The 16,368-nt window shown below is 71.8% G+C and carries 18 protein-coding genes and 1 tRNA gene; 10 read left to right on the top strand and 9 right to left on the bottom strand.

Translation table 11 applies throughout. The features are described 5' to 3' along the window. Positions 1 to 15 precede the first annotated feature (15 nt). The 6 genes from M8C13_RS36195 (at position 16) to M8C13_RS36170 (ending at position 5,316) form a co-directional block, all read left to right on the top strand. The gene (locus tag M8C13_RS36195; RefSeq protein WP_252485303.1) at positions 16 to 282 is read left to right on the top strand and encodes a hypothetical protein; all 267 of its coding nucleotides are present in this window, start codon (positions 16 to 18) and stop codon (positions 280 to 282) included. Continuing rightward, the gene (locus M8C13_RS36190; RefSeq protein WP_252485302.1) at positions 279 to 518 is read left to right on the top strand and encodes an SLOG family protein; all 240 of its coding nucleotides are present in this window, start codon (positions 279 to 281) and stop codon (positions 516 to 518) included. Before M8C13_RS36195 ends, M8C13_RS36190 begins: the two co-directional genes overlap by 4 nt. A 251-nt stretch (positions 519 to 769) precedes the next feature. Further along, positions 770 to 1,831: a bifunctional DNA primase/polymerase gene (locus tag M8C13_RS36185; protein ID WP_252485301.1), complete on the top strand. Its 1,062-nt coding sequence runs from the start codon at positions 770 to 772 to the stop codon at positions 1,829 to 1,831. Further along, positions 1,828 to 3,516 carry a hypothetical protein gene (locus M8C13_RS36180; protein WP_252485300.1) on the top strand — a complete coding sequence of 563 codons (1,689 nt, stop codon included), beginning with the start codon at positions 1,828 to 1,830 and terminating at the stop codon, positions 3,514 to 3,516. The genes M8C13_RS36185 and M8C13_RS36180 overlap by 4 nt, the downstream gene beginning before the upstream one ends. A gap of 232 nt (positions 3,517 to 3,748) precedes the next feature. After that, on the top strand, positions 3,749 to 3,946 hold the full coding sequence (locus tag M8C13_RS36175) for an AlpA family transcriptional regulator (RefSeq protein ID WP_252485299.1): 198 nt from the start codon (positions 3,749 to 3,751) through the stop codon (positions 3,944 to 3,946). 23 nt (positions 3,947 to 3,969) lie between these two features. After that, a complete protein-coding gene (locus M8C13_RS36170; RefSeq protein WP_252485298.1) occupies positions 3,970 to 5,316 on the top strand; it encodes a tyrosine-type recombinase/integrase in 1,347 nt (448 codons plus the stop codon). A gap of 134 nt (positions 5,317 to 5,450) precedes the next feature. Here M8C13_RS36170 and M8C13_RS36165 read toward each other — a convergent pair. Both M8C13_RS36165 and M8C13_RS36160 read right to left on the bottom strand, forming a co-directional pair. Beyond that, positions 5,451 to 5,524 (bottom strand) — tRNA-Leu (locus M8C13_RS36165). Positions 5,525 to 5,548: 24 nt separating this feature from the next. After that, a complete protein-coding gene (locus tag M8C13_RS36160) occupies positions 5,549 to 6,490 on the bottom strand; it encodes a MerR family transcriptional regulator (RefSeq protein ID WP_252485297.1) in 942 nt (313 codons plus the stop codon). A 44-nt stretch (positions 6,491 to 6,534) separates the two neighbouring features. Between M8C13_RS36160 and M8C13_RS36155 the strand changes: the two genes are divergently transcribed. Beyond that, positions 6,535 to 7,317, top strand: a complete 783-nt coding sequence (locus M8C13_RS36155; protein ID WP_252485296.1) for a maleylpyruvate isomerase family mycothiol-dependent enzyme — start codon at positions 6,535 to 6,537, stop codon at positions 7,315 to 7,317. Here the strand turns inward: M8C13_RS36155 and M8C13_RS36150 are convergent. The 4 genes from M8C13_RS36150 to M8C13_RS36135 form a co-directional block, all read right to left on the bottom strand. Next, the gene (locus tag M8C13_RS36150; protein WP_252485295.1) at positions 7,265 to 8,197 is read right to left on the bottom strand and encodes a DMT family transporter; all 933 of its coding nucleotides are present in this window, start codon (positions 8,195 to 8,197) and stop codon (positions 7,265 to 7,267) included. The two genes, M8C13_RS36155 and M8C13_RS36150, sit on opposite strands and share 53 nt — an antisense overlap. A 95-nt stretch (positions 8,198 to 8,292) precedes the next feature. Further along, on the bottom strand, positions 8,293 to 9,258 hold the full coding sequence (locus tag M8C13_RS36145; protein WP_252485294.1) for an alpha/beta fold hydrolase: 966 nt from the start codon (positions 9,256 to 9,258) through the stop codon (positions 8,293 to 8,295). Continuing rightward, positions 9,255 to 9,965, bottom strand: coding sequence for a TetR/AcrR family transcriptional regulator (locus tag M8C13_RS36140; RefSeq protein ID WP_252485293.1), 711 nt, complete (start codon positions 9,963 to 9,965; stop codon positions 9,255 to 9,257). The genes M8C13_RS36145 and M8C13_RS36140 overlap by 4 nt, the downstream gene beginning before the upstream one ends. A 46-nt stretch (positions 9,966 to 10,011) precedes the next feature. Then, positions 10,012 to 11,235, bottom strand: coding sequence for an FAD-dependent monooxygenase (locus M8C13_RS36135; RefSeq protein WP_252485292.1), 1,224 nt, complete (start codon positions 11,233 to 11,235; stop codon positions 10,012 to 10,014). A gap of 144 nt (positions 11,236 to 11,379) precedes the next feature. Between M8C13_RS36135 and M8C13_RS36130 the strand changes: the two genes are divergently transcribed. Genes M8C13_RS36130 through M8C13_RS36120 form a run of 3 tightly spaced genes read left to right on the top strand, consistent with a single transcriptional unit; the run spans position 11,380 to position 13,224 of the window. Further along, a complete protein-coding gene (locus M8C13_RS36130; protein WP_252485291.1) occupies positions 11,380 to 11,691 on the top strand; it encodes a hypothetical protein in 312 nt (103 codons plus the stop codon). Further along, on the top strand, positions 11,688 to 12,728 hold the full coding sequence (locus M8C13_RS36125) for a hypothetical protein (protein ID WP_252485290.1): 1,041 nt from the start codon (positions 11,688 to 11,690) through the stop codon (positions 12,726 to 12,728). Before M8C13_RS36130 ends, M8C13_RS36125 begins: the two co-directional genes overlap by 4 nt. 19 nt (positions 12,729 to 12,747) lie before the next feature. After that, the gene (locus M8C13_RS36120; protein WP_252485289.1) at positions 12,748 to 13,224 is read left to right on the top strand and encodes a SitI3 family protein; all 477 of its coding nucleotides are present in this window, start codon (positions 12,748 to 12,750) and stop codon (positions 13,222 to 13,224) included. A 4-nt stretch (positions 13,225 to 13,228) separates the two neighbouring features. Here the strand turns inward: M8C13_RS36120 and M8C13_RS36115 are convergent, their stop codons facing one another. From M8C13_RS36115 to M8C13_RS36105, 3 genes are read right to left on the bottom strand one after another with little or no spacing between them, the layout of a single operon-like run. Further along, positions 13,229 to 14,650 carry a cytosine permease gene (locus M8C13_RS36115; RefSeq protein WP_252485288.1) on the bottom strand — a complete coding sequence of 474 codons (1,422 nt, stop codon included), beginning with the start codon at positions 14,648 to 14,650 and terminating at the stop codon, positions 13,229 to 13,231. Beyond that, positions 14,647 to 15,579 carry a PfkB family carbohydrate kinase gene (locus tag M8C13_RS36110; RefSeq protein WP_252485287.1) on the bottom strand — a complete coding sequence of 311 codons (933 nt, stop codon included), beginning with the start codon at positions 15,577 to 15,579 and terminating at the stop codon, positions 14,647 to 14,649. The genes M8C13_RS36115 and M8C13_RS36110 overlap by 4 nt, the downstream gene beginning before the upstream one ends. Next, complete coding sequence (locus M8C13_RS36105; RefSeq protein WP_252485286.1) at positions 15,576 to 16,349, bottom strand: ADP-ribosylglycohydrolase family protein; 774 nt, start codon at positions 16,347 to 16,349, stop codon at positions 15,576 to 15,578. Before M8C13_RS36105 ends, M8C13_RS36110 begins: the two co-directional genes overlap by 4 nt. Positions 16,350 to 16,368 lie beyond the last annotated feature (19 nt).

The following is a 16,368-nucleotide window of genomic DNA, read 5'->3' as shown; positions in this document are numbered from 1 at the left end:
CCCAAGGAGCTGACCATGGGTCTGATCGTGCACCGCTGCTCGACCTGCAACGCCACCGAACTGCACCACGCCCCGTTCGGGCGCGAGATCTGCGACAGCGGCGACCTGCTGCCCCCGGAGCTGCTGCCGACCTGGAACAACGCCACCAACGAGCGGATCGAGACCGTGACCCAGCCCGGCGAGACCTTCCGTGGCTTCGGCCAGTTCTCCGTCCAGCTGTGCGGCTGTGAGGACTGCCAGCGGCTGTACAGCCAGCTCCAGGACGCTGGAGGCAGAAGGTGACCCCGCGCATCCTCATCACCGGCAGCCGGAACTGGACCAACGTCCCGATCATCACCGAACACCTGGCCCGCGCCCGCCGCCAGTTCCCCGGGGCCGTGCTCGTGCACGGCGACTGCCGGGGAGCCGACCGGATCGCCGCGCACCTGTGGTGCAGCTGGGGCCTGGCACCGAAGCCCACCCCGCCGCCTGGCACCGCCACCGCTGGGCCGCAGGACCGATCCGCAACCGCCACATGATCGCCCTCGGCGCGCAGTTGTGCCTGGCCTTCCTGCTCCCCACCTCCCGGGATCAGCAGACTGCGCCGCGCTGGCCGAGGCCGCCGGAATCCGCACCATCCGCATCCGAGATCGACAACTACCGGTGTAGCTGGCCACCAACAGCTGCACCGCCAGCAGGCCCTACTACCCCGCGCGGGTAGTAGGGCCTGCCCGTTCCTCAGCCCCGTTCCCCGCCCAGCTGGCCGCACCGTCCAGACAGGAGGTTGACCATGACCACCAGAGCATCCGACAACCCGGCCACGGTGGCGCTGTGGATGGCCACCCACCTCGGCTGGCACGTCCTCCCCCTCAACCCCGGCACCAAAAAACCGCTGGGCGGATGCACCGCCTGCCGCGCCGACCGGGCCGACCACACCGCGCCGCACTGCCCGTGCCTGGCCCGCCAGGACGGCGCGCTCTGCCACGGCGTCTGGGCCGCCAGCGCCGACCCCGCCGTCATCACCCGCTGGGCACGCACCTGGCGATCCAGCGTGTGGGGACTGCACCTCGGCGTCTCCGGGCTGCTCGGTGTCGACCTGGACACCCGCCCCGATCCCGCCCCCGCCCAGCCGCTGCACGGCCTGGATTGGCCCGCCGACGCGGGCGTGCCGGTGGACGGGCTGGACGTCTTCGCCGCACTGGCCGGGATGCACGGTGCCGCGGTGGACACCGCCGGCACGCTGTGCACCCAAACACCGTCCGGCGGGCTGCACCTGATCTACGCGGCCGAGGCTGGCCGGTGGAAGTCCAGCAGCGTCAAGGCGTCCAGCCTCGGCCGGGTGTGTACCGGGCTGGGGTGGCAGGTCGACATCAAGTGCTACGCCGGGTACGTCGTCATCCCCGGCTCCCGCACCACCGCGGGGCTATACCGGCGCATCTCGGCCACCACCACCCCAGCCCCGCTCCCGGCCTGGCTGGCCGAACGGCTCGCCGCCACCGGCCACGACCGCCACGCCGCAGCTCCAGCGTCCGGCATGGCACCGGCGCCCGCGCTGTCCGGTCCGGCCGGCGGGGGCAGCCGGGGTGAGCGGTTCGCCGCGGGCGCGCTGCGTTCGGCCTGCGCCGAGCTCGCCGCGATGGCCCCGGATTCCGGCCGCAACCGAAAGCTGTTCCGGGAGGCCAGCAAGCTGGCGGGGATGGCCGCGGCTGGGTGGATCGACCGCGACCAGGTGCAGACCGCGCTGGCCCAGGCCGCCGCCCATGCCCGGCTTCCGGCCTCGGAGATCCGCTACGCCATCGCCAGCGGCTTCCGCAGACCGCGGCCCGTGCCAGAGCTGGAGACCGCCGCATGACCGCCACCCACGACGGCCCCGCCCCCAGCGCGGCCAAGCCGACCGACGAGCTACCGGCCGACCGGCTGGCCATCCGCATCGGCGGAGAAGCCGAAGCGATCCGCGCCCTCACCAGCACTCTGGCTGAGGGTTCGTTGCCGGATGTCTTCGTCGCCGGGGGCCAGCTGGTGCACCTGTCCCGGGTCTCCGGACAGGCTGACCCCAGTGCTCCGCCGACGGTGACGGCCGAGCCGCTGACCGCGCCGGCGCTGGCGTTCCTGCTGGCCCACCACACCTACTGCTACCGCCTCAAAAAGGAGCCTGACACCACCGACAACGCGGGAAACACGACACCCGGCAAACTGACCAAGGTTGAGGCCAGCCCGACCAAGTCCGCGCTGGCCGCGGTGCTCTCCCAGCGGTACTGGCCCGGTGTGAGGCCCTTGACCGGCATCGTCGGCTCGCCGGTGCTGCGCCCGGACGGCACGCTGCTGCACATCGAGGGCTACGACCCGCCCACCGGCCTGTACTACGCGCCCACCGTCCGCATGCCACCCATCCCGACCACACCCACCGCCGAGGAGGTGACCGGCGCCCGGCAGTTTCTGCTGGGCCAACTGCTGAGGGACTTCCCGTTCGTCGCCGAGGCCGACCGCGCCAACCACATCGGTCTGCTGCTCGCCCCGATCCTGCGCCCGTACTTGCGGTGCTTGATCCCCTTCGGGCTGATCTCGGCCACCACCCAGTCCAGCGGCAAAACGCTGCTGGCCGAGGTCATCGGCTACCTCTACGGCCACAAAACCCTGGTCTGGCGCAAGGGCGATGACGCCGAGTTGGAAAAGGCCATCACCTCCGCACTCCACAGCAGCGCGCCGATCATGTTGTGGGACAACATCAAAGAGGGCACCGAAGTGGCCTCGCCGGTGCTGGCCCAGCTGCTGACCGGTCCGGAGTGGTCAGCGCGGATGCTCGGTTCCTCCGGCGCCGGGTTCACCGCGACCAACGACCGGGCCTGGTTGGCAACCGGGAACAACCTGCGCCTGGGCGGGGACATGGCCACCCGCACCGTGCTTATCCGGCTGGACCCCAACGACCCCCACCCCGACCAACGGGACCAGAGCGCGTTCGGCATTCCGCACCTGGACACCTGGCTCAAGGACCCAGCCAACCGGGTCGAGGTGCTGCGGCACCTGCTGATCCTGGTATTGGACTGGATCGCCGCCGGCGCACCGCGCTCCGGGCACACCATGCGCCAGTTCAGCGGCTGGGCACAGGCCACCGGCGGGCTGCTGGCCCACCACGGAATCGACGGCTTCCTGGACAACCTGGCCGATCTCCGCGAGGCCGACGACGAAGACGCGGAATGGGGCGCATTCCTGACCCGCTGGTGGGAGCTGAACAACGACAACCCGATGTCGGCCACCCGCCTGCGCCAGCAAGCCGAGATCGACAACGACAACGGCCGCCCAGTCGATCGGTGGAACGGCGCGTTCCTCACCGACGACTCCGGTCGCGTCCCCTCGGCCAAGAGCCTGGGCCGGGTGTTGACCGGGCACATCGGCCGCTGGCACGGCGGCTACGTGCTCCGCTCAGCCCACGACCGGCACGCCAACGCCCGCGTGTTCTGGGTCGAACAGGCCGAGGCCGAGGGCACCGGACCGCAGCAGGACGAGGCCGCGGCGCCCGCGCCGGCCGAGCTGTGGTGACCCGCGGGCGCGGGTTTGCGGGTTTGGGTGCGGGTTTGCGGACCGGGTTGCGGGTTTGACCCGCACCAAACCCGCACCTTGTTTTCCCAGTTCACGGCCTTACGGCGGCGGGTTTGCGGGTTTGCGGGTTTGAAACCCGGCACCCTGCCCGGCGCACAGCTCCAGCAGGCCCGGCGGCGGTGCGGCTGCCGGGGATGACGACGTACCTCCGCTCTCCTGGAAGGAAAAGATCATGGCCGCCGCCTCCCGCAAGTTCCTCACCGTGCCCGAAGTCTGCGCGAGCCTCGGCGTGGCTCGGTCGACCTTCTACGACTGGCGGGCCAAGAAGCGCGGCCCGCGCTGCGTGAAGCTGCCTAACGGCGATCTACGCATCCGCCTCGACGACTACGAGCAGTGGCTCGAATCCCTGGCAGAGAAGGGCGCCGCTTGATGGCCACGACCTACAACGTGAGAATGCGGAAAACCTCCGTCTATGTGGGCGAGCGCACCACCACCTACAAGGTGCGGTGGGTTGTTGACGGCAAGGTGTTCACGGAGCCGTTCAAGACCACCGCGCTCGCCGAGAGTTTCCGCTCCCAACTCCTTTCCGCGCAAAGGCAGGGCGAGGCGTTCGTCGTCGAGACCGGGCTCCCGGTCTCGATGGCCCGTGCCGAGCGGGAAATGAGCTGGCTGGCCTTCGCCATGGCCTACAACAAGATGAAGTGGCCGCGTTCGGCGGGCAAGTCGCGCGCCGGCATCGCCGAGACCCTGACCGCGGTCACCCTGGGCATGCTGAGCACGAACCGCGGCAAGCCGGACGACAAGGTGCTCCGCCGGGCGCTCAGCGGCTGGGCGTTCAACCTCCGCCGCCAGCAGGAGGGCGAACCGGCCGAGGAGATCGCGGCGGCGTTCCGGTGGCTGGAGCGCAACACCAAACCGGTATCCGTGCTGGCCGACGCGACCGTGCTGCGGCCGGTCGCCGACCGGCTGACGCTGAAGCTCGACGGCACGCAGGCCGCGTCCTCGGTAGTCCGCCGCAAGCGCGCTGTGCTGCACAACGCCCTGAAGTACGGCGTCGAGGAGCTCAAGGTGCTGACCCGCAACGCACTGCCCGAGGTGAAGTGGAAGGCGACCAAGGCGGTCCGGGTCGTCGACAAGCGCGTGGTCGTCAACCACGGCCAGGCCAAAAGGCTGCTTGGCGAAGTCGAGAAGCAGGAACCGTCCGGGCCGCGCCTCAAGGCGTACTTCGCGTTGATGTACTACGCCGCGGCCCGGCCGGCCGAGGCCATCAACCTCCGCGAGGAAGACCTCAAGCTGCCAGCCGAAGGCTGGGGCGAGATCTACCTGTGGGAGTCCGCGCCGGAGACCGGGGCCGCGTGGAGTGATTCCGGGACCAGGCGGGACCCGCGTGGGCTCAAGCACCGGGAGCAGGGGGAGGTCCGGGTGGTGCTGTCGCCGCCGGAACTGACCGCGCTGTTGTGGTGGCACCTGAAGACCTTCGGCGTGAACAAGACCGGGCACCTGTTCTATGGGGTGCGCTCCGGGGAGTTGATCTCCGAGGGCACCATCAGCCGGACGTGGCGCAAGGCACGGAAGGACGGGTTGACCGAGCGAGAGTTCAACTCGCCGCTGGCCAGCCGCCCGTACGACCTGCGCCACGCCTGCGTCTCGACCCAGCTCAACGCCGGTGTGGACCCGACCCAGGTCGCCGAGTGGGCCGGGCACAGCGTCGAGGTGCTGCTGCGGGTCTACGCCGCCTGCATCGCCGGGAACGAGGACCGGAACCGGAAGCGCATCGAGGAGGCGCTGCGCGACACCTGACTCGAACTTGGATGCGTATTGGACGCAAACGCCCGTATTTCGCCGGTGACGACCGGACACAGCCGGACAAGACAAGATCAGCCCATGACCGGGTTCTGCCTGGTCATGGGCTGTGTTTGTGTGGTCAAGCGCTGTGCCCCGGGTGGGAGTCGAACCCACACTGGACGGATTTTGAGTCCGCTGCCTCTGCCGGTTGGGCTACCGGGGCGTTCGGCACGGAAACCATACGCGATCACTCCGCCCCGGCGCCCACGGGGTCACCTGCCTGGGGTTCAGCGGTGGCGGGAAGCCCGTCGAGCAGCCAGGTGTACGCCTGGCCGGGGCTGACCGGTTCGCCGGTGATGGTGGTGGTGAGGTGCCAGTAGCGGCGGAGGTGGGGGTGGCGGTTGATGGTGGTGGTGGCGGCGAGGGTGCGGCGGAAGGTGGGGGTGTCGGTGGTGTGGCGAGCTTGGGCGTGGGCGGTGACGAAGGCGTCCAGGGCGGGGCTGGGGCCGGGGTGGTGGTGGGTGAGGATGAGGTCGCGGGCTTGGTCGCAGGCGGGGCCGATGGACCAGTGCAGGGCGTCCTCGTCGGGGATGTCGGCGTGGTTGCGGTGGGCTTGGCGGAGCAGGCCGTGGCGCAGGGCGGGGCCGGCGAGCAGGGTGAGCATTTCGGCGTAGGCGGTGACCTGGGCCGGGGTGGGGTTGCGGGGTGGGGCGGGGGCGCTGGCGTGCAGGAACATCTCGATGGTTTCGGGGCGGGCTGGGGCGACGAAGATCCGGCGCCAGAAGGTGGTCAGGGCGGCGTGGGCGGTGCAGCCGTCCTGGGCGGCGGCGAGCAGGGCCAGGCGGGCGGCGCGGGCGGTGGGGTCCGCTTGTTCCAGGGCCGCGAGGCTGGCTTGGCGCCAGGAGAGGGTGGCCAGTTCGGCGTCCAGGGTGGCGCGTTCGGCGGTGATGGCTTCGGCCAGGGAAGTCTGTCCATTGAGGACGGTGGTGATGGCGGGCAGGCCCAGGCCGAGGGTGCGGAGGTTGCGGACCAGGGTGAGGCGGTCGGCGGTGGCAGGGCTGAAGCGGCGGTGGCCGCCGGTGGTGCGCACGGGCTCCAGCACGCCCTCGTCGCAGTAGAACCGGATGGTGCGCACCGGCACTCCGGTCAGCCGCGCCAGCTCGCCGATACCGACTGTGTCCTCGGTCACCTTTGCTCGAACCTCCACCCCAGTGGAGTTCCTACGGTACCGACATGACGACCGATCAACTCAGTGCGTGGGCGCGTGGCCAGATCGCGGCCTTCGTCTCCGTGGTGGATGGGCTTGACCCGGCCGCGCGGGTGCCGACCTGTCCGGAATGGCTGGTCAGGGACCTGGTGGGGCACATCGGGCAGGGGTTTCGCTGGGCCGGCGAGCTGGTGCAGGGCGGGAGCGCGGTGCCGGTGCCGGATCCGAAGCAGGCCGATCCCGGGCCGCCCTCGGGCTGGCGCGGCTGGCTGGTGGACGGGGTGCGCGAGCTGATCGAGGCGGTGGAGTTGCGGGGCGAGGAGCCGGTGTGGACCTTCCTCGGTCCCGCTTCGCCGCGGTTCTGGCTGCGGCGGCTGCTGCATGACCTGGTGGTGCACCACTTCGACGCGGCCAACGTGGCCGGGCGGGACTACCTGGTGGCGCCGGAGCTGGCCGCGGACACCATCTGCGAGGGGCTGGAGCTGATCACCACGCCGGAGGCGGTGGCCTGGGTGCCGGGGCTGGCCGGGTTGCGCGGAAACGGGCAGCGGCTGGCGGTGCGGCCGACGGACGGGCAGGCGGGGTGGTTGATCACGCGGGAGCCGGGCGGGGCGCGGTGGGAGCGGGAGGCCGTGGGGGCTGCGGGAGCTGTGGGGGCGCAGTCGGCGGGGGCGGAGGTGGTGCTGGCGGGGCGGACGCGGGATGTGTTGCTGGTGTTGACCCGGCGGGTGGATCCGGGTGATGACCGGGTCAGCGTCACCGGGGACCGGGCGTTGCTGGCTGACTGGCTGGCGCACGTCGCCTACTGATCCGGCGCAGCCTGCCGTGCGCGGCCAGGATGCCCAGCAGCACCAGGGCCGCGCCGAGGGGCTGGTGCCAGGCAAGGGGTTCGCCGAGGACGAGCACGCCGAGCAGGACGCCGACCACGGGGGTCACGTAGGTGACCGCGGCGGCGTTGGCCGCGCCCCAGTCGCGGACCACCACGGTGTTCCAGACGTAGGCTAGGCCGGTGCTCAGCGCGCCCAGGGCGAGCATGCTCAGCAGCACGGACGGGGACAGATCCGTTGGCGCGCCTAGGAATGGCGTGCTGAGCAGCATGAGGGTCGCGCCCGTCGCCACCTGGATGAAGGCCAGGGTGATGGCGGGAATGTCCCGGTGGCTGAGGAAGCGGCGCAGGTAGGCGAAGGCCAGGCCGTAGCTGGTGGTGGCGCCCAGGCAGGCCAGTTGGGCGGGCAGGCTGCCGGTGAGGGTGGCGGCGAACGGGTTGATGATGACCAGGACGCCGGCGAAGCCGAGCAGCAGGCCGGTGCGGCGGTGCGGGGTGAGGCCTTCGGTGCGGAGCAGGGCGGCGGCGAAGGCGGTGGCGAACAGCGGGGTGGTGGCGTTGTAGATGCTGGCCAGGCTGGCCGAGATGTGGCTCTGCGCCCAGGCGAACAGCAGGAACGGGAGCACGCAGAGCAGCACCGAGACCACGGTCAGGTGGCCCCACAGCGCCGGTTCGCGGGGCAGCGAGCGCCGGGTGAGCAGCATGATCGCCGCGAGGGTGAGCGCGCCCAGGACCAGGCGGCCCCAGACGATCTGCGGCGGGGTCAGGCCGGTGAGCGCGATCTTGACGAACAGGAAGCTGGCGCCCCAGGTGAGCGCGAGCAGGCTGAACTGGATCGGGGTGCTGACGCGGGTTCCCGGCACGACGTTCCCTCCCGGACCGCCGGCTGACACCGGGTGTCCGGGAGGGAGTCAACCCGCCGGGGCCAGCGCGTGGCTGGCGGGAATCAGACCTTGAGCTACAGGCCGGCCAGGAACTCCAGCAGCGCCTTGTTGACCTCGTCCGGGCGTTCCTGCTGGGTCCAGTGCCCGCAGCCGGGCAGGTCCAGCACGGTGCGCAGGCCGGGCAGCTGCTCGGGCAGCCGCTCCAGGTAGTCCGGCGGGTAGAAGCCGCGGACCAGGTCCCGTTCACCGGTGATGTGCAGCGCGGGCGCGGTGATCGGCGCGCCCTGCCACGGGGCGGTCAGCGCCCAGTTGCGGTCGATGTTGCGGTACCAGTTCAGGCCGCCGGTGAAGCCGTTGCGCTGGTACTGCTCGGTGTAGGCGTCGATGTCGGCCTCGGTGAGCCAGCTGGGCAGCTTCTCCGGCTCGGGCATCGCGGAGAGGAAGCCGCCGCCGGCCGGGGCGGTCGGGGTGGCCGCCGAGCTGTCGCTCTCACCGGAGGTGGCGGCCAGGGTCTTGCGGAAGGTGCTGCGGATGTCCCGGTTGAGCTCGGCGTCGGCGACACCGGGTTCCTGGAAGTAGATCTGGTAGAAGCCGTCGCCGAAGCGCTGCCGGGCGGCCACCAGCGGCGGGACCGGGCCACGCGGGGCGGGCGCCACGCTGAGCCCGCCCACGCCGCGGACCAGGTCGGGCCGCATCATCGCGGTGTTCCAGGCCACCGGGGCGCCCCAGTCGTGGCCGATGACCACGGCCTGCCGCTCCCCCAGCGCGTGGATCAGCCCGACCACGTCGCCGACCAGGTGGAAGATCGAGTAGTCGTCCACATCGGACGGCTGGTCGGTGCCGCCGTAGCCGCGCTGGTCCGGCGCGACCACGTGGTAGCCGGCCTCGGCCAGCGGCTGGAACTGGTGCCGCCAGGAGTACCAGCTCTCCGGGAAACCGTGCAGCAGCAGGACAAGTGGGCCCTCGCCCTGTTCGGCGATGTGCATGGTGATGCCGTTGACGGAGACCTCGCGGTGCTGTGGCAACGCTGTTCGCCTCATTCCTTGGTGGTGGTGATGGTGGCCAGCACGTCCGCGCGCCGCGCGTGCAGCAGGCGCAGCCCTTCCTCGGCGGTGGCCCTGATCTCGGCCGCGCCTGCGGTCGGCTCCCCCAGCAGCGCGGTGACCGCGGCGGAGATGACTCGATCCGGTTCGGCCACGGTGACCTCGTTGAGCGCGTGCGAGCTGCTGGCCAGCTGGAAGAAGCCGGCGAGCAAGGCGCGCAACGCATAGGCCTGTTCGTCGACCGGCCAGTCGGTGCGGGCCAGCTGGTGCGCGCGCCACACCGGCAGCACCGCGTGCATCAGCTCGCTGGGGCCCAGTGAGCCCATGAGCTCCTTGCTGCGCGGGTGTTCCAGCAGGATGCCGAGGCTGTCCGCGTCGCCGGTCTGCAGCGCGCGCATGAACGGGCGCTCCAGCGCGGTGCGCACCAGCACCGGGCAGAACCGGTGCGGGCGCGCGGCGTCCGGGTCGGTGCTGAACAGCTCGATCATCTCGTCCACCGCGGCCAGGAACTCCCTGGCGAACAGCCCGACGAACAGGTCTTCCTTGGTGCCCCAGTACAGGTAGACGGTGCCCTTGCCGACGTGCGCCCGCTCGGCGATCTCGGCGATGGTCACGCCCTTGACGCCGCGGCGCAGCAACAGCTCCCTGGCGGCGGCGAGGATGCGCGCGGCCTTCCCCGAGTCCTGCTCCAGCAGCTGGGCCATCGCCGATCTCCCGTTCCGCGCGCCGGGTGCCGGCGGCACGTCTCCATCATGCCCGCGCGATGTCCATGTCCTTCATGCGGCTGGCTTTGCCGCCCTCCCACATCGCGCGCAGCCAGCGCCCGACCAGCGGCCACTTCTGCCAGCGCGCCAGCATCTTGCGCAGCCCGATCTGGAACCGGCTGGTCGGGGTGAAGAACGCCTGCTGCTCCAGCCCGATCTGCTGGTAGTACTCGATGCTGGGCCGCAGCTTGGCCTCCCAGGCGGCCAGCGCGCGCGGCAGGTCGCGCGGGTGCCGCTCCAGCATGGTGCCGAGCAGGTCGGCCCCGGCCAGTCCGGCGGAGACGCCCATGCCCGCGTACAGCGTCACGCACCAGGCCGAGTCGCCGAGGAGCACCACCCGGCCCTGGTGCCAGCGGTCCATCTTGACCTGTTCGACCGAGTCGAACAGCAGCTCCTCGGCGTTCTCCATGGCCCGCAGCACCTCACCGAGCGCGCGGCCGGTGGGGCCGGGGCCGAAGGCGGCGCGCACCCGCTGCGCGGGCGGCTGGCTGAACTCGGCGTCCACGTCCTCGGTGCGGTAGGAGATCAGCACGGTCGGCGCGTGGTCGCGGAACGGGAAGATCCACATGGACCGGCCCGGTTCGAGCAGGGTCACGCCGTCCTCTGAGGCCAGGTCGGTGAGCGAGCCGGGCAGCGAGAAGGCCGCGACCATGAAGTTGAGCCGCCTGAGGTAGCGCTCGTGCGGGCCGAAGGCCAGCGAGCGCACCGTGGAGCGCAGCCCGTCCGCGCCGACCACCAGGTCGAACCGCTCGGTGACCACGGTGCCGTCGGCGGTGTTGCGCAGGGTCACGTCCACGCCGCCGGCGTCCTGGGTGATGGCGGTGGGCACGGTCGAGTAGCGGATCTCCACCTCGGCCGGCAGCGCGGCGAAGGCGGCCTGTTCCACGTCGCCGCGCACCATCAGCCGGGGCAGTCCGGGCAGGTCCTTGAAACCGAGGCCACGCCGCCGGTTGCCCTCGCGGTCGATGTCGAAGTTGACCCCGTCCTGGGCGGCCCGGTCGGCCATCCCGTCCAGGATGCCCAGCCGTCCGGCCGCCGCGCGGCCCGCGCCGAACAGGCCGACGAAGTAGCCGCCGGAGCGCCGCGAGGGGGCCTTCTCGATCAACACCGGCTGCCAGCCCGCGCGCCGGAGCCGCAGCGCGGTGGCGATTCCGCTGACGCCCAGTCCGACCACCAGTGCGCGGCGGCCGCTGTTGTCCGTGGTTTCCATGATCCCAGGTTAGACCCAACTGACCAGATTCGTCATTTGGTCAGTTCGTGGCCTGCGTCACTGCGCGATGCTGGCAGGAAGGGGCCAGTGCGGCCCCGCGCGACCGCCACGGCCCGACACTGCGTGCGGAGCGAGGGAGGCACCATGGGCGATGACCTGAACATGCGGTTCGCACCGGCGCGGGCCGCGCTGCACCGGATGTCCGCGGCCGCGGCGGAGTTCGACGGCGCGTGGGCGCGCGACCGCGGCGAGATCACCGACGGCGAGTCCGGCATCGGCGGCGACCGGCTGGGCCGGGCCTTCGCTGCCGGCTACGCGCACCGGGCCGCCCCGGCGCGCACCATGGCCGGCCGGATGCCCGGCCTGTACGAGGGCATGAGCCGCACCGGGCACGCCTGCGCCGCCGACTACGAGGCCGCCGACGCCCGTAGCGCGGCCAGGTTCGACCCGGCATGACCATCGCCGAACCCGCCGACCCGCTCGGCCTGTGGGCCAGGGTCAGCCCGGCGATCGGCGGCTGGCCGGACAGCGACGAGACCAGGGCCGGGCGACTGGCCGAGGGCTGGCGGCAGGCCGCGGCGAACCTGAACCGCTTGCGCGGCACTGATCTCAGCGACCTGCCCCGCGGCTGGGCCGACCAGGGCGGCACCGCTTTCACCGTGCGCACCGGCGAGCTGGACGGCCGGGCCGAGGGGGTGGCGCGGCGGATGAGCGGACTGGCCGCGCGCTCCGCACAGTTCGCTGAGGAGGTGACCGGGGTCAAGAACATGATCCACGATGGGGTGGCCTCGCACTCGGTGCCCTACGCGGCCACCTTCCTGCTGCCGCCGCGGTGGGCCGAGCCGTACCAGGAGTTCATCGCCGCCTCGCTGGCCAGGGACCTCTCCGCCGGGATGCTCGCGGCCGAGCAGCGGCTGAGCCAGGGGCCGGAGGAGGAGGGCAACTGGTTCGAGGAACTGCTGGAAGACGTGGTCGACAACGGCAACGACATCGGCGCTGCGATCGGCGAGCTCGCGGCCGAGATCGGCGACGAGATCCGGGACGCGCTCAGCCCGCACACCGAGCCGGAGCACGAGCCCAGCCCCGACCGCGAGCCCTCCGGCAATCCGACGGTAAGCAGGCCCGGGGACGACGAGGAGACCAAGCGCGGGCACCTGCGGGAGAACGAGGGGGCGCGGACGCTGGCCAAGGCGGGCTACGACATCATGCAGAACCCGCCGGCCAAGCCCAACGGCAAGAATCCCGACTACTTCATCCAGGGCGAGTACTGGGACGCCTACGCGCCGGGGCCGACCAAGACGCCCCGCGGCGTGGCCAGCGTGATCTCGGACAAGATCGAGGACGAGCAGGCCTACCGGCACGTGATCAACCTGGCCGACAGCACGGTCAACCTGGACGAGCTGCGCGGACAGTTCCAGAACTATCCGATCGACAAGCTGGAGGAGATCATCGTCATCGACCGCGACGGCACCGTGATCCCCTTCTACCCCTGACCGAGCGAGGACGAGGCGAATGGCCATTTCCTACCTGCTGGAGCTCGTGACCCCGTCGTCGCCGGCCGAGGTGGCGCGCGAGCTGCACGCCCTCGGCCGCGCCGAGGGCCTGTTCGACGAGTCGGTCAGCCCGGAGCGGCTGGCCGAGGGAGCGGTGAGCGTCTCCGGCAGCTGGCTGCGGGTCTTCGGCACCAGCAAGCCGTCCTGGCACGTGCTCGTCACCGACCTTGGCATCAACCCGACCGTGTCGGTGATCTTCCAGCCGGACAAGGAACGGGACATCGCGGCCGCGCAGCACGAGATGGTGCGCCTGGTCTCCGGGCTGCTGGCGCGGGTCGGCGGGGACGCCGTGCTGCACCGGGACCTCGACCAGGTCTGGCTCCTGCGCCGGGACGGCGAGCTGAGCCTGAGCGAGCGCACCGACATCTGGCCACCGGAGCGGCTGGCCGCGGTCTCCCAGCCCTATCACCGGCGGACGGTCGTCTTCTCCGAGTGAACGGTCACGCCGCCTCCTGAGCGGCGACCGCGCGGCGGTTGGTCAGCAGGGTGACCAGGAAGCCCAGGGCCAGGGCGAGTAGGACGCCGAGGTTGGCTCCGGCGAAGTCCTGGGCCAGGCCCAGTGGGGCGAGCAGGTAGCCCTGCCAGCCGAGCCAGCCCGCGGCGGTGTTGGTGACCAGGCCCCAGCCCAGGGCGGTGGCGGCCACGATCAGCAGGACCGGGCCCCAGCGCACGTCGCCGTAGCGGCCCGCCGGGTCGTGCAGGTCGGGTTCGGTGTAGTCACGGCGGCGGCGGGCCAGGTCGGCGAGCATGATGCCGCACCAGGCGGCCACCGGGACGCCGAGAGTGGTGAGGAAACCCTGGAACTGGCCGAGGAACGCGCCGCCGAGGAAGACCAGGTAGACCGTGCCCAGCACCATCAGCACGCCGTCGAGGAACGCGGCCGTCGGCCGGGAGATCTTGGCGCCGGCGGCGAGCAGGGCCAGGCCGGAGGAGTAGATGTCCAGCACCGCGCCGCCGACCAGACCCAGCACCGCGACCAGGGCGAAGGGCACCAGGAACCACACCGGGAGCAGGGTGGTCAGCGCGCCGATGGGGTCGGTGGCGATGGCGGCGTTGAGCTGGGGCGCGGATCCGGCGAGCAGCAGGCCCGACAGCAGCAGCACCACGGGGGCCAGGCTGGCGCCGAAGGTGGTCCAGCCGACCACCGCGCGACCGGCGGTTTGCCTTGGCAGGTAACGGGAGTAGTCGGCGGCGGCGTTGACCCAGCCGAGGCCGAAGCCGGTCATCAGGAACACCAGCGCGCCGAGGAACTGGCTCGCACTCCCGGCCGGCAGCGCGGTGACCGCGGCCCAGTCGATGTGGTCGGCGACCAGGCCGAGGTAGACCAGGGTGAGCGCGCCGGTGACCACGGTGATCACCGTTTGCAGCCGCATGATGGTGGCGAAGCCGAGCACCCCCGCCCCGACCACCAGCACGGTGACCACCAGCAGCGCCAACACTTTGGTGGTCACGCCGCCGCCCCAGCCGAGGCGCTCGAACACCGTCGCGGTGGCCAGGGTCGCCAGGGTGGCCAGCACAGTTTCCCAGCCGACGGTGAGCAGCCAGGAGATGGCCGAGGGCAGGCGGTTGCCGCGCACACCGAAGGCCGCGCGGCTGAGCAACATGGTGGGCGCGGAACCGCGTTTTCCTGCCACCGCGACGAATCCGCAGAGCAGGAAGGAGAACACGATGCCCAGCACGGCGACGGAGACGGCCTGCCAGAAGGACAGGCCGAAGCCGAGCACGAAGGAGCCGTAGCTGAGGCCGAGCACGGAGACGTTCGCACCGAACCAGGGCCAGAACAGCTGCCGGGGCCTGCCGTGCCGGTCGGCGTCGCCGATCACGTTGATGCCGTGGGTCTCCACCTTCAGCGGTTCGCTCATGCCCAGAACCCCGTTCCGATCAGCCGCTCGATCTCCGCCCGCACCGGCGCGGTGGCCGGTCCCTGCCGGGTGACCGCGATCGCGGCCGCGGCGTTGGCGTACCTGGTCGCCTCGAACATCCCGTTGCCGCGCAACAACTCCGCCAGCAGCGCCCCGCAGTGCGCGTCCCCGGCTCCGTTGGTGTCCACCGCGTCCACGTTGAACCCGGCGACCGTGGTGATCCGCCCGTCCCGCTGCAGCAGGCAGCCCGCCGGGCCGTCCCGGACGATCACGGTGGCGAAGCTGGGCACCAGGGTGGCCAGCGCGGCCGCGGCGGCGCGGGTGGTGTTGGTGCGGGAAAGCTGTTTGGCCTCACGGGCGTTGCAGCTCAGTATGTCCACTCTGGACAGCACCGCGGTCAGGTCGGACCAGACGACCTGCTCCACCAGCGGGCCGGGGTCGAACAGCACGGTCGGACTGGGCAGCCTGCCCAGCCAGTCCAGCAGCGCGTCCCGGTTGGCCGCGTGCAGCAGGCTGTAGCCGCTGACGTAGACCATGTCCGCCGCGCTGGGGTGCACCAGGTCCAGCCGGCCGGGGTCCAGCACGCCCTCCGCGCCCACGCCGGTGACGAAGGTGCGCTCGCCGGTCTCCTCGTCCACCAGCACCACCACGATGCCGGTGTCCGCGCCGGGGGTGGGCGGGTTGACCACGGTGATGCCCTCGGCCAGCATCGCGGCCCTGGCCAGGTCGCCGAAGCTGCCGCTGCCGTGGCTGCCCGCGTAGAGCACCTCCGCGCCGGAGCGGGTGGCCGCGGACATCACGTTGAAGCCGCCGCCGGGGGTCAGTTTCACCGCCGAGGCCAGCACGTCACCGCCCAACGGTGGCAGGCCGGAGACGGTGAGCACCAGGTCGACCACCACCTGGCCGGTGAACACGAGCTGCCCGCTCACGCCCGGCCCCGGAGCGCGAGCAGGTCGGCGGGCAGGGCCTCGGCCAGCGCGAAGGCGGCCACCACGGACTCCTGCGCGGCCACCGAGGTGCCGATCACCGTGCCGATGGCGGCGGCCAGGTCCGCCCGCGCGATCCCGCGCACCCAGCCCCGCGCCCAGCGGATCCAGGCCGCGATCTCCCCACCGGCGACCCAGCGCCCGCGCCGGGCACCGCGTTCCGCGCCCTGTTCGCCCAGGTCAAGGGCTTCGGACCGGCTGGATCCGGCGGACACCGTGGCGGCCACCGCGACCGCGTCGGCCAGCCGATCGAGGTCGTCGGGCGGGACCGCGATGCCGACCGGGGTGACCCGCATGGCCGCGCCGTTGGTCGTGCCGTTCCGCCCGGTCTCCGTGGGCGGCTCACCCCGGGCGAGCCGCGCCAGGGCCAGTTTTGTCGATGGGCCAAGCAGATCCGCCGAGCCGCGGCGGATCATCACCTCTTCCCAGGCCAGCAGCGCCTCGCCGAACTCCCTCGGTTCGACCCGCCCCTGGCCCTGAATCAGCAGCCGGGCGAGCAGCAGCGCCTGTTCGGTGTCGTCGGTGACCGAACCGGCCGGCCTGGACGGCGCGATCGGTTGGGCGGCAACGGCATCCACCAGTCCGGTGATCCGGCCGTAGCACCTGGCGATGGCGGCGGGCGGCATCGACTGGGTCGGCATGCCCAGGGCGTCGCCCAGCGCGAGCCCGGCGAGGGCCCCACGCGCCCGGCCGACCCATGGATGCATGTGCATAGCACTACACCCGCGGGTC

It is taken from the genome of Crossiella sp. SN42, assembly GCF_023897065.1.
In the GTDB taxonomy this organism is placed as follows: domain Bacteria; phylum Actinomycetota; class Actinomycetes; order Mycobacteriales; family Pseudonocardiaceae; genus Crossiella.
The sequence above is the reverse complement of the archived record's forward strand: the minus strand, read 5'-3'. Positions and strand labels throughout refer to the sequence as shown.

Bases quoted from the DNA above. Each gene is read 5' to 3' on its own strand.
- M8C13_RS36105 (WP_252485286.1), bottom strand. From the start codon at position 16,349: ATGCACATGCATCCATGGGTCGGCCGGGCGCGTGGGGCCCTCGCCGGG.
- M8C13_RS36175 (WP_252485299.1), top strand. From the start codon at position 3,749: ATGGCCGCCGCCTCCCGCAAGTTCCTCACCGTGCCCGAAGTCTGCGCG.
- M8C13_RS36155 (WP_252485296.1), top strand. From the start codon at position 6,535: ATGACGACCGATCAACTCAGTGCGTGGGCGCGTGGCCAGATCGCGGCC.
- M8C13_RS36145 (WP_252485294.1), bottom strand. From the start codon at position 9,258: ATGAGGCGAACAGCGTTGCCACAGCACCGCGAGGTCTCCGTCAACGGC.
- M8C13_RS36170 (WP_252485298.1), top strand. From the start codon at position 3,970: ATGCGGAAAACCTCCGTCTATGTGGGCGAGCGCACCACCACCTACAAG.
- M8C13_RS36195 (WP_252485303.1), top strand. From the start codon at position 16: ATGGGTCTGATCGTGCACCGCTGCTCGACCTGCAACGCCACCGAACTG.
- M8C13_RS36130 (WP_252485291.1), top strand. From the start codon at position 11,380: ATGGGCGATGACCTGAACATGCGGTTCGCACCGGCGCGGGCCGCGCTG.
- M8C13_RS36125 (WP_252485290.1), top strand. From the start codon at position 11,688: ATGACCATCGCCGAACCCGCCGACCCGCTCGGCCTGTGGGCCAGGGTC.
- M8C13_RS36140 (WP_252485293.1), bottom strand. From the start codon at position 9,965: ATGGCCCAGCTGCTGGAGCAGGACTCGGGGAAGGCCGCGCGCATCCTC.
- M8C13_RS36185 (WP_252485301.1), top strand. From the start codon at position 770: ATGACCACCAGAGCATCCGACAACCCGGCCACGGTGGCGCTGTGGATG.
- M8C13_RS36180 (WP_252485300.1), top strand. From the start codon at position 1,828: ATGACCGCCACCCACGACGGCCCCGCCCCCAGCGCGGCCAAGCCGACC.
- M8C13_RS36135 (WP_252485292.1), bottom strand. From the start codon at position 11,235: ATGGAAACCACGGACAACAGCGGCCGCCGCGCACTGGTGGTCGGACTG.
- M8C13_RS36120 (WP_252485289.1), top strand. From the start codon at position 12,748: ATGGCCATTTCCTACCTGCTGGAGCTCGTGACCCCGTCGTCGCCGGCC.
- M8C13_RS36115 (WP_252485288.1), bottom strand. From the start codon at position 14,650: ATGAGCGAACCGCTGAAGGTGGAGACCCACGGCATCAACGTGATCGGC.